General features: G+C 73.8%; 9 protein-coding genes. 8 read left to right on the plus strand and 1 reads right to left on the minus strand.

Translation table 11 applies throughout. The features are described from left to right. The 3 genes from ACJOT3_RS26110 to idi all read left to right on the plus strand — a co-directional run. Positions 1-1,042: family 2 encapsulin nanocompartment cargo protein terpene cyclase (locus tag ACJOT3_RS26110; protein WP_406975755.1), on the plus strand; the 1,042-nt coding region annotated here is incomplete at its 5' end. Between the two features lie 157 nt (positions 1,043-1,199). Further along, the gene (locus tag ACJOT3_RS26115; protein ID WP_406975756.1) at positions 1,200-2,075 is read left to right on the plus strand and encodes a geranyl diphosphate 2-C-methyltransferase; all 876 of its coding nucleotides are present in this window, start codon (positions 1,200-1,202) and stop codon (positions 2,073-2,075) included. Positions 2,076-2,166: 91 nt separating this feature from the next. Next, positions 2,167-2,772, plus strand: a complete 606-nt coding sequence (gene idi, locus ACJOT3_RS26120; RefSeq protein WP_406975757.1) for an isopentenyl-diphosphate Delta-isomerase — start codon at positions 2,167-2,169, stop codon at positions 2,770-2,772. Between the two features lie 24 nt (positions 2,773-2,796). On the opposite strand, the gene ACJOT3_RS26125 is transcribed toward idi, so the two are convergent. After that, the gene (locus ACJOT3_RS26125; protein ID WP_406975758.1) at positions 2,797-5,061 is read right to left on the minus strand and encodes a HelD family protein; all 2,265 of its coding nucleotides are present in this window, start codon (positions 5,059-5,061) and stop codon (positions 2,797-2,799) included. Positions 5,062-5,429: 368 nt separating this feature from the next. Here ACJOT3_RS26125 and ACJOT3_RS26130 point away from each other — a divergent pair, with 368 nt between their 5' ends. The 5 genes from ACJOT3_RS26130 (at position 5,430) to ACJOT3_RS26150 (ending at position 11,346) form a co-directional block, all read left to right on the plus strand. After that, the gene (locus tag ACJOT3_RS26130) at positions 5,430-7,652 is read left to right on the plus strand and encodes an anthranilate synthase component I (RefSeq protein ID WP_406975759.1); all 2,223 of its coding nucleotides are present in this window, start codon (positions 5,430-5,432) and stop codon (positions 7,650-7,652) included. Positions 7,653-7,792: 140 nt separating this feature from the next. Then, positions 7,793-7,933, plus strand: coding sequence for a GPGG-motif small membrane protein (locus ACJOT3_RS26135; protein WP_406975760.1), 141 nt, complete (start codon positions 7,793-7,795; stop codon positions 7,931-7,933). A 167-nt stretch (positions 7,934-8,100) separates the two neighbouring features. Then, complete coding sequence (gene thyX, locus ACJOT3_RS26140; protein ID WP_406975761.1) at positions 8,101-8,898, plus strand: FAD-dependent thymidylate synthase; 798 nt, start codon at positions 8,101-8,103, stop codon at positions 8,896-8,898. Positions 8,899-9,102: 204 nt separating this feature from the next. After that, positions 9,103-10,296 carry an amidohydrolase gene (locus ACJOT3_RS26145; RefSeq protein ID WP_406975762.1) on the plus strand — a complete coding sequence of 398 codons (1,194 nt, stop codon included), beginning with the start codon at positions 9,103-9,105 and terminating at the stop codon, positions 10,294-10,296. A gap of 210 nt (positions 10,297-10,506) precedes the next feature. After that, positions 10,507-11,346, plus strand: coding sequence for a PRC and DUF2382 domain-containing protein (locus tag ACJOT3_RS26150; protein WP_406975763.1), 840 nt, complete (start codon positions 10,507-10,509; stop codon positions 11,344-11,346). Positions 11,347-11,365: the final 19 nt, after the last annotated feature.

Below are 11,365 nucleotides of genomic sequence, written 5' to 3' on the forward strand. Positions count from 1 at the left end.
CGCCCCGGGAACGGCCCCGGCCACCGACCCGGGAACCCGGGTGGCGGCCGGGGCGGCCGACCCGGTCCCCGTCCTGTACTGCCCGCCGGCGGTGCGCGACGACCCGGCGCTGGGCGACGAGGTCGACGACCGGCTGGTGGAGTGGGCCGCCGAGGTCGGCGTCTACCCCGGCCAGCTCGACCGGGTGCGCTCGGCCGGGTTCGGGCGGCTCATCATGCTCGCCCACCCCGAGACCGACGACCCCGACCGCCTGCTGGCTGCCGCCAAGTGCGCCCTGGCCGAGTGGTCGGTGGACGACCACTACGTGGACGGGGAGGTCGAGGAGGCCCGCCACGACCTGCTCGGGCAGCGGCTGGCCATCGCCCACTCGGTGATCGACCAGGCCCACCTGCCGAGGCGGTACGCACCCGAACTGGAGCGGGTGGTGCGGGCCGACCCGGTGGCGGTGGCGCTGCGCGACAGCATCGGCAACCTGGGCCGGTACGCCACCTGGCAGCAGGTGCGCAGGCTCCGGCACGAGCTGGCCATCATGTTCGTCGCCTACAACCAGGAGGGCGTCTGGTACACGACCGGCCAGCGGCCTCCGGTATGGGAGTTCCTCATGCACCGGCACGAGAACAGCTTCGTGCCCTGCATGGCCCTCATCGACCCGGTGGCCGGGTACGAGCTGCCCGCCGAGCAGTTCGGCCGGCCCGAGGTCCGGCGGGTGTTCACCCTGGCCGGATCGGCCAGCGTCATCGTCAACGACCTCTACTCCATGGGCAAGGAGGACGTCGACGACTTCAGCCTGCCCCGGCTGATCGAGACCGAGGACGGCTGCACGCCCCGCGAGGCGATGGTGCGCACCGTCGAGATCCACGACGAGCTGATGCACACCTTCGAGGCGGAGGCCGCCGCCCTGGCCGCCACCGGTCCGCCCGAGCTCGGCCGGTTCCTGTGGGGCCTGTGGGCGTGGATGGGCGGCAGCCGCGAATGGCACGCCAGCACCGCCCGCTACCACCGGCCGGCCGAGACGGCCCCGGTCGAGCCCGCCCCGGCCTGACCGCCGGGCCCTGACCGCCGGGCCCGGCCCGACGGCCGGCCCGGCTCCCCCCGCACGCACGCACATCCGGACACGCCGGCCCTCGGCGTGCCCGTGTTCCACCCGCCCCGGGGGCGCCCGCCCCCGGACACACGCGACGACAAGGAGTTCCCTCCCGATGACCGACACCATGCCCGCGCCTTCGGCCGCGACCCCGGCCAAGGTCCTGCGCACCGCCTACCAGGAGTCGGTGGCCGCCTACTGGAACGCCGAGCAGGACCCGGTCAACATCCGCCTCGGCGAGGTCGACGGCTTCTTCCACCACCACTACGGGGTGGGGGACTACGACCCCTCCGTCCTGGAGGGCCCGCAGGAGACCCGCGACCAGCGCATCATCGAGGAGATGCACCGCCTGGAGACCGCCCAGGCCGACCTGCTGCTCGACCACCTGGGCCCGCTCGGCCCCGAGGACCGGATCATGGACACCGGGTCCGGGCGCGGCGGCACGAGCTTCATGGCCAACGCCCGGTTCGGGTGCAGCGTGGACGGCGTGAGCATCTCGCGCAAGCAGGTGGACTTCGCCAACTCCCAGGCCCGCGAGCGCGGCGTGGACGACAAGGTCAAGTTCCACTTCCGCAACATGCTCGACACCGGCTTCGAGACCGGCTCGCTCAGCGCCAGCTGGAACAACGAGTCCACCATGTACGTGGACCTGTTCGAGCTCTTCGCCGAGCACGCCCGCCTGCTCAAGCACGGCGGCCGCTACGTGACGATCACCGGCTGCTACAACGACGTGACCGGCGGCCGCTCCAAGGCGGTCAGCCGCATCGACGAGCACTACACCTGCAACATCCACCCGCGCAGCCACTACTTCAAGGCCATGGCGGCCAACGGGCTGGTCCCCATCTCCGTGGTGGACCTGACCGACGCCACCATCCCCTACTGGGAGCTGCGGGAGCGGTCCTCCGTCGCCACCGGTGTCGAGGACCCCTTCCTGACCGCCTACCGTGAGCGCAGCTTCCACTACCTGCTCATCGCGGCCGACCGCATCTGAGCCGTCCGGGCCGCGGGGACCGCCGCCCCGCGGCCCGGGCACCGTTGTCCCCCGCATGTCCCCCGCATCCGCACCGAACCCGAGGACGGCGATGACCACCCACTCCCTGAGTACGAGCACCGAGGCCCCCGAGCGCCCGGCCGCGACCCCGGCGCGGGACCCGATCCTGCTGGAACTGGTGGACGAACACGGGACCACCACCGGCGTCGCGGAGAAGCTGTCGGCCCACCGGTCGCCCGGCGTCCTGCACCGGGCGTTCTCCGTCTTCCTCGTGGACGGCGAGGGACGCCTGCTGCTCCAGCGCCGCGCCCTGGGCAAGTACCACTCGCCGGGGGTGTGGTCCAACACCTGCTGCGGCCACCCCTACCCGCAGGAGCGGCCGCTGATCGCGGCGCTGCGCCGGGTGGGCGAGGAGCTCGGGGCGGCGCCCGCCCTGCTGCGCGAGGCCGGGACGGTGACCTACCGCCACCCCGACCCGGCCTCGGGGCTGGTGGAGCACGAGTTCAACCACCTCTTCGTGGGCCGCCTGGACCGCCCGACCGACCCCGACCCCGAGGAGGTCGAGGAGGTGCGGGCGGTCGGTCCCGGGGAGCTGGAGCGGATGCGGGCCGGGGAGCCGTTCTCGGCGTGGTTCACCACGGTCTGGGACGCGGCCCTGCCGCAGGTGCGGGACCTGGCGCCCGAGGTCGGCTGGTAGCCCGGATCGGGCGGGCCTCCCGCCTCAGGACTCCAGGCGCGACAGGACGGCGGGGAGCGGCCCGGTGTGCGCCACGGTGAGGCGCCGGGTGGCGCGGGTCAGGGCGACGTACAGGTCGTTGGCGCCGCGCGGCGCCGCCAGCAGGGCGTCGGGCTCCACGACCACCACGGCGTCGAACTCCAGCCCCTTGGACTCGGTGGCGGTCAGCGCCACCACCTCCTGCTCCAGCTCCCGGGCCCCGGCGGCGCCGGGCAGTGCCGCCCGCACCGCGGCGATCCGGTCGTCGGCGGTGATCACCGCGACCCTGCCCTCGCCGATCTCCGCGCGCTCGTCCGCCACCAGGGCGGCCAGGCCCGCGAGGTCGGCGGGCAGCGACACGGCGCGCGGCGGGGCGCCGTCCTCGCGCACCGACTCCGGGGGCTCCTCGCCCGGGGCGGCCGCGCGCAGCACGTCGGCGGCCACCGCCATGATCGGCGCGGGCGTGCGGTAGTTCACCCGCAGCCGCTCCACGTGCACCTTGCCGGGGGCGTACGGCTCCAGGGCGTCGGCCCAGGAGGAGGCACCCGCGGCGCTGCCGGTCTGGGCGAGGTCGCCCACGACGGTGAGGGAGCGGGTGGGCACCCGGCGCATCACCGTGCGCCAGGCCATCGGCGACAGCTCCTGGGCCTCGTCGACGATGACGTGCCCGTAGGCCCACTCGCGGTCGCCCGCCGCGCGTTCGGCGGTGGTCAGCCCGGGGCCGCGGTCGCGGTGGCGTTCGGCCAGGTCGGCGGCGCTCATCATCTCGTCCTCGGACAGGCCGGTGAGCTCCAGCACCCCCTGCGCGTAGCGCTCCTCCTCGGCGCGCCGGGCGGCGGCGCGGCGGTCGCGGGCCCGGCGGCCGGAGTCGTCGCGGCCCAGCAGCTCGGCGGCCTCGTCGAGCAGCGGCACGTCCTCCACCGTCCACTCGGCGTCCGCGTGCCGGTGCAGCAGGGCGGCCTCGGCGGGGGAGTACCCGGCCCGCGCGCCCACCCGGGCCAGCGCCTCGCGGTCGGTGAACAGCTCCCGCAGCAGCCGCCGCTCGGACAGGCGCGGCCACATCGCGTCCACGGCCTCGCGCACCGGGTCCTCCTCCCACAGGCGCTCGCCGACGTAGCGCACGTCCTCCTCCGGCAGGGCGCGGCCCAGCAGCGCGGACTCGGCGCGGGCCAGCTCGGCCAGCAGCGCGTTGACGGTGTACTTGCGGGCGACGTTGTGCCCCAGGCGCAGGCCCCGCGCGGTGCGCACGATCTGCACGCAGGCCCGCCCGGGCACGGTCAGCACCCCGGAGTCGGTCTCCACCACCAGGTCGTCGGTGCCGAACGCCGCGCGCGGGGTGCGCTGGCGGTCCCGGACCGCGGCGCGGACCAGGGCGACGATCCGGGTGTCGCCCTTGAGGGCGGCGACCCCGTAGGGGTCGCGGCGGGTCGCGGACACCCCGGGGAAGAGGCCGCCGACGGTGTGCAGCACCGCGTCGGTCTCGCCCAGGGAGGGCAGGACGTCGCCGATGTAGCGCAGGAACGCCGGGTTGGGCCCCACCACCAGGACACCGCGCCGCTCCAGGACGGTGCGGTGGGTGTAGAGCAGGTACGCGGCGCGGTGCAGGGCGGCCACGGTCTTGCCGGTGCCGGGCCCGCCCTGGACCACGAGCACGCCGTCGAGCCGGGCCCGGATCACCCGGTCCTGCTCGGTCTGGATGGTGGCGACGATGTCGCCCATGCGCCCGGTGCGGCCGCTGCCCAGGGCCGAGAGCAGGGCCGCCTCGCCCACGAGCTGGCGGCGCTCGGAGTCGCCGAGCCCGTCGAGGTCGAACACCTCGTCGTCCAGGCCCGTCACCCGGCGTCGGCGCACCCGCAGGTGGCGGCGGCGGGTCACCCCGTTCGGGTCGCCGGGGGTGGCGGCGTAGAAGGGGCGGGCGGCCGGGGCCCGCCAGTCCACGAGGATGGTCTCGTAGTCGGCGTCGCGCAGGCCGATCCGCCCGATGTAGCGGGCCTCGGGGCCGTCGTGGTGGGTGAGGTCGATCCGGCCGAAGCACAGGCCCTCCTCGACCGCGCCCAGGCGGGCGCGCTCCCGGGCGTGCTCGAAGGTGCGGGTCTCGCGCTCCACCAGGGCGGCGAACCCGGTGCGGTCCTGGAGCTGGGCGTCGGCGAGCCGTACCTCGGTGCGGGCGCGCAGCTCGTCCAGCCGCTCGTACATCGCGGTGACCCTGGTCTGCTCGGTGGCCAGGGCCTCCCGTTCGGACGACCGTGCTTCGGGAGCGGATTGACTCACTGGTTTCCTTATGGTAAGATGAGCGTTGATATCAAGACTGATTCGGATATCTATCGTGCAGAGCCCTTCACCGTAGCACGCCGCGCCGCGGACCTGCCACCCGCGCCCGCCCGGTGCCCGCGCGTGCGGGCCCGACCGCGACACGTTCCCGGCGGATTCCCCACAAGGGGTCCCCACGGGCCCGCCGGACCGCTACACTCTGCCCCATGCGAAACACCTCCGTTCAGGCCCAGTGGTGGCGCCGCTCCTAGGCGGCGTCGAAGTTTCGCGTATCTCTCGCAGCGACCGCCCCGGAACGGCGGTCGTTCTCCTTTGCGGCCCCGGCCGGTGCAGCCCACCCCGACCGACCAGCGCCCGAAGGACCGGCCGTGACACCCAGCGACGTACAGACCACCACGTACCGCACCCGAGGCGGCGTGACCGTCCACCGCCAGGCCACCCCCTGCGACCCGGAGATCCTCACCGACCTCGTCCGCGACGTCGAGACCCGCCGCGGCGGCGTGCTGTCCTCCGGCATGGAGTACCCGGGCCGGTACGACCGCTGGCACCTGGGGTACGTGGACCCGTGCCTGGAGCTGACCACCCGCGGCCGCCGGGTCACCGCCACCGCCCTCAACGAACGCGGCCGCGTGCTGCTCCCCGTCATCGCCGACGCCCTGGAGCCCACCGGCGTCGACTTCGAGCGCCGGCCCGCCCACACCGCGGTCACCGTCCCCGAGCCCGACCCCGGCGCGTTCTTCACCGAGGAGGAGCGCAGCCGCCGCCCCAGCGTCTTCACCGCGCTGCGCGCCGTCATCGACGCCCTCAGCGCCGCCGAGGACCCCAACCTGGGCCTGTACGGCGCGTTCGGCTACGACCTGGCCTTCCAGTTCGAGCCCATCGAGCGGCACATCGACCGCGACCCCACCGACCGCGACCTCGTCCTGCACCTGCCCGACGCCATCGTCGTGCGCGACCGCAAGCGCGAGACCTGCGTCCGCTACACCTACGACTTCGCCGTCCCGGCCATCGCCGACCGGCCCGCCGCCACCACCAAGGGGCTGCCCCGCGAGACCGAGCCGACCCCGCCGGTGGTCGCCACCGAGGTGCCCGACGGGCCCGAGCCCGGTTCCTACGCCCAGGTGGTGGCCCGCGCCAAGGAGAAGTTCCGCCGCGGCGACCTCTTCGAGGTCGTCCCCGGGCACCGCACCTACGCCCGCTGCTCCTCGCCCGCCCACTTCTACGAGCAGCTGCGCGACCGCAACCCCGCACCGTACGAGTTCTTCTTCAACCTGGGGGAGGGCGAGTACCTGGTCGGCGCCTCCCCGGAGATGTTCGTGCGGGTCAGCGGCGAGCCCGGCGAGGGCCAGCGGGTCGAGACCTGTCCGATCTCCGGCACCATCCGCCGCGGCGACGACGCGCTGGGCGACGCCGAGAACATCCAGGAGCTGCTCTCCTCCGTCAAGGAGAAGTCCGAGCTCACCATGTGCACCGACGTCGACCGCAACGACAAGTCGCGGGTGTGCGAGCCGGGCAGCGTCCGGGTGATCGGGCGCCGGCAGATCGAGATGTACTCGCGGCTCATCCACACGGTCGACCACATCGAGGGGACGCTGCGCCGGGAGTTCGACGCGCTGGACGCGTTCCTCACCCACATGTGGGCGGTGACGGTGACCGGGGCGCCCAAGACCTGGGCGATGCGGTTCATCGAGCAGAACGAGACCAGCCCGCGCCGCTGGTACGGCGGCGCCGTCGGGGTGATCAACTTCAACGGGGCGATGAACACCGGGCTGACCCTGCGCACCGCGCACATCCGCGACGGGGTCGCGGCGGTGCGGGTGGGGGCGACCCTGCTCTACGACTCCGACCCCGAGGCGGAGGAGAAGGAGACCTTCCTCAAGGCGCGCGCCCTGCTGGAGACCCTGGCGCTGAGCGAGGAGGAGCCGGCCGCCACCGAGGACGCCGCGGAGCCCGCCGGGCGGGAGGAGGCCGCGGCCGCGGCCGAGCGGCCCGGCGAGGGGCTGAAGGTGCTGCTGGTCGACCACGAGGACTCGTTCGTCAACACCCTGGCCGACTACGTGCGCCGCCACGGGGCGCAGGTCACGACGGTCCGCTACGGGTTCGAGCCGGAGCTGCTGGACCGGCTGGCGCCGGACCTGGTGGTGCTCTCGCCCGGGCCGGGGCTGCCCGAGGACTTCGGGATGGCGGCGCTGCTGGACGCGCTGGACGCCCGCGGCCTGCCGGTGTTCGGGGTGTGCCTGGGGTTGCAGGGCATGGTGGAGCACGCGGGCGGGGAGCTGAGCACCCTGGCCGACCCGGTGCACGGCAAGCCGGGCCGGGTGCGGGCGCTGGGCGGGGAGCTGCTGTCGGGGCTGGGCGAGGACGGGGTGTTCCAGGCGGCCCGCTACCACTCCACGTACGCGCTGCCGGGCCAGGTGAAGAACTACGAGGTCACCGCGGTCATCGACGCCGAGGGGGAGGAGCCGGTGGTGATGGCGATCGAGGACCGGGAGAGCCGGCGCTACGCGGTGCAGTTCCACCCGGAGTCGATCCTGACCGCCGCGGTCGGTGAGGAGATCGTGGCGCGGGCGCTGCGCCTGGCCCGCGGCTGAAACGGGCGTGGCGGGAGTGAGTGTGACGCAGGTCACATTCACCCCCGCTCGCCAGTGCGGAACGCCCCTGTAGCGGCCGATTCGAGTGCTCTGCGGGGGGTGTGAAGTTTGATCGATTCGTTATGGGTCAGTGGTTGTGCATGGGTATTCTGCTGACAATCCTCGGAATCATTCTTCTCGTCGCCGGCGTCCTCGGGGTGGTGCGCGGCCAGCTCCTGTGGGGCATCATCGCCATCGTCCTCGGACTCTTCCTCACCCCGGGCTACTTCTACGGCCTCTGACACGGGCGTCGGGCGCGGGGGCCGTGTGGCCGCCCTCGGGGGCGTGTACCCTCGTGGGAGGCTGATCGGCCCCCACCCCTGTCACACGCCCCGTGTCCCTGAAACCCCCAGGTCACGGCGCTCACGCGTGCCCGGGATCCGGGGGCCATGACACGGGAGGCAGTGCAGTGAAGAGGGTCGAGCCGCAGGTCCGACTGATCTCGCGTCCGCAACTGGACTACGACGCGATCGCCGACTACCTCAAGGAGGTCGGCGGGGAGTCCTGGCTGGAGCGCTTCGACCGGGGCGAGCTGGACGACCACCTCAACGACCCGCAGAACCTCGCCGAGTTCGCCGGGCGGCTGTGCTACCGCTCCTGGGAGCCGGGGCTCAACCCCAACGTCACCCGGGTGCGCACCGACCAGGACGCCTACCTCGGCAACATCCTGGCCAGCCTGCACGGCTCGGTGCTGGAACACGTGAACTTCGGGTTCGTGCTGCACAACGTCTCGCGGGTCCTCACCCACGAGCTCATCCGGCACCGGCCGGGCGTGGCCATCTCCCAGGAGTCGCTGCGGTTCGTGCGCCTGGCGGACCTGCCGTTCTGGTTCCCGGACTGGGCCCAGGACGACCCGGAGCTGATGGAGCGCGCCGAGGCGATGCTGGCGCAGATGGAGGAGTTCCAGCTCTGGATGGCGGACCACTTCGGCCTCGACGACGAGGGCGTCAAGTTCGCCGAGAAGAAGCACAAGACCTCCTTCATGCGCCGCTTCGCCCCCGAGGGCGTGGCCACCGGGCTGGTGTGGACCGCCAACGTGCGCACCCTGCGCCACACGCTGGAGGCGCGTACGGCGCCCGGCGCGGAGGAGGAGATCCGTCTGCTCTTCCACCGGATCGGCGAGACCCTCCAGAAGGAGGCCCCGGCGCTGTTCGGCGACTACACCGTCGAGGACGGCGCCTGGGTGCCGCAGTGGCGCAAGGTCTGACCCCTTTCCGAGCAGGACCACCGCGGAGGCGCGGGGCCGAACGGCCCCGCGCCTTTGCCATGTCCGCGTTCCGTGCCCGCGGGCGGGCTCCCCTCGGAGCGTAGTGGTATACCGTTGATGTCGGATGAACCGACATCCGATCCTTTGCGCGGTGGGAGTGCCCGCCACCGGGCCCCGCCGCGTCGGAACCGGGAGGGAACCCACGTGACCGCACACCCCCGCACCACGGTCTTCCGCGACCTGCGCCCGCTGGGCGGCGACCCCGTCGACCTGGTCGTGGTCGACGGCCGCGTGGCGGCCGGACCCGCCGACGGCGCCGCCGAGGGGGCCGAGGTCGTCGACTGCGGCGGCCGGCTCGCCCTGCCCGCGCTGGTCGACGCGCACATCCACCCGGACAAGACCACCTGGGGCGAACCCTGGTACTCGCGCCGCACGGCGCGCGGCATCGCCGAACTCGGTGAGCAGGACGCCGAGGTGTTCGCCACCCTGCCCACCCCCGTGGCGGTGCGCGCCGAACGCCTGATGGGCCACGCCGTCACCCGCGGCACCCGGGCCATGCGCGCCCACGCCGACATCGCCCCCGCCTACGGGCTGGCCGGGGTCGAGGGCGTGCGCCGGGCGGCGGAGAACCTCGCCCACGCGCTGGACGTCGAGGTCGTCGCGTTCCCCCAGCACGGGGTGCGGCGGGCGCCCGGCACCGCCGAGCTGATGGAGGAGGCGCTGCGCACCGGGGCCGCCGACCTCATCGGCGGCATCGACCCCGCCGAGTTCGACGAGGACCCCACCGGGCAGCTCGACCTGGTCTTCGGCCTGGCCGACCGGTACGGCGTCGGCGTGGACATCCACCTGCACGAGGGCGGCGGGACCGGGATGCGCACCCTGTACGCCATCGCCGAACGCACCCGCGCGCTGGGCCTGGGCGGCAAGGTGACCGTCGGCCACGCCTTCGCCGTGCCGCAGGCCGGGGACGGGTTCGACGCGCTGGCCGCCGCCCTGGGCGCGGCCGGGGTGGCCCTGACCACGGTCGCCCCCGACCCCGCCCGCGTGCTGCCGGTGGAGTGGCTGCGCGGCCACGGGGTGCTGGTGGGCCTGGGCTCGGACGGGGTCCGCGACGCCTGGAGCCCGTTCGGCGACGCCGACATGCTGCACCGCGCCCACCTGCTGGCCAAGGCCTCCCGGGCCCGCACCGACGAGCAGCTGACCGCCGCCCTGGACACCGCCGCGCACGGCGGCGCGGCCGTCGTGGGGCTGCCCGCGGCCGACTTCGCCCCCGGCGCCCCCGCGGACTTCGTCCTGGTCGAGGGCGAGTGCGCGCCCCAGGTCGTGGTGGACCTGCCGCCGCGGAACCTGGTGGTGCGCGCCGGCCGGGTCGTCGCCCGTGACGGCGCCCTGGTCTGACCGCCCCGGCCGCCCCGGCCCGACGGTGCCGTCCCGGCCGCCCCGGGCACGGGCCCGTCAATGCCGTGCATAGGGGCGGCCAACCGAGGCCAAGCCCTCCCCATGACTTCACCGGACCCGGCGAAAACGCTTTTTCTCCTGTTCAGGTGGGGTAGTCGGCTCAGGTGTGCGGCGGGTGACCGACCCGCCGACCGGTGAAGGGGGAGGACCATGACAGGCCACCGAGCGGAGAGGTTCGTGGGGCACCACATGTTGGACGAGGAGGGCAACAACATCGGCAAGGTCGCCCGGGTGTACCTGGACGACCGCACCGGTGACGCGACCTGGGCCTCCGTCCACACCGGGCTGTTCGGCATGAGGGAGACCCTGGTGCCGCTCCAGGGGGCGCAGCCGGTACAGGAGGACATCCAGGTCCCCTACGACAAGTCCACCGTCAAGGACGCGCCCAACATCGACGCCAAGGACCACATCTCGCCCAGCGAGGAGCAGGAGGTCCGCGAGTACTACGAGATGCACGCGCCGACCGCCGCGGGGCGCACCCCGGGCACGGTGGATCCCGAGGCCGCCGGGCGGCCCGCCACGGAAACCGAGGGGTGGGCGGAGCCGGCCGGGGTGCCGCCCCGTCCGCAGGAGCGCGCGGGGACCGGCGCGCCCACGGCCGGGCCGGGCGCCGACGAGGAGGTCGTCATCCGCTCCGAGGAGCAGATCGACGTCGGTGTCGAGCGCCGCGAGGCCGGGCAGGCGCGGATGCGCCGCCACGTCGACACGGAGCGGTTCGACGAGACCGTCCCGGTCGGCCACGAGGAGCTGGAGGTCGAGCGCCGTCCGATCACCGACCCCTCGCAGATGAAGGACCCGAACTCCATGGAGGAGGGCGAGGAGACCTTCACCCTGTACGAGGAGCGCCCGGTCGTCACCAAGCGCGAGGTGCCCGTGGAGGAGATCCACGTGCGCAAGCGCGAGGTGACCCACGAGGAGCACGTCGAGGGCGAGCGCCGCACCGAGCGGATCGAGTTCGAGGGCGACGACGGCACCCCCGAGCAGCGGTGATCCGATTCCGATGGCGGCG

The sequence above is a fragment of the Nocardiopsis protaetiae genome (assembly GCF_045446735.1).
In the GTDB taxonomy this organism is placed as follows: domain Bacteria; phylum Actinomycetota; class Actinomycetes; order Streptosporangiales; family Streptosporangiaceae; genus Nocardiopsis; species Nocardiopsis protaetiae.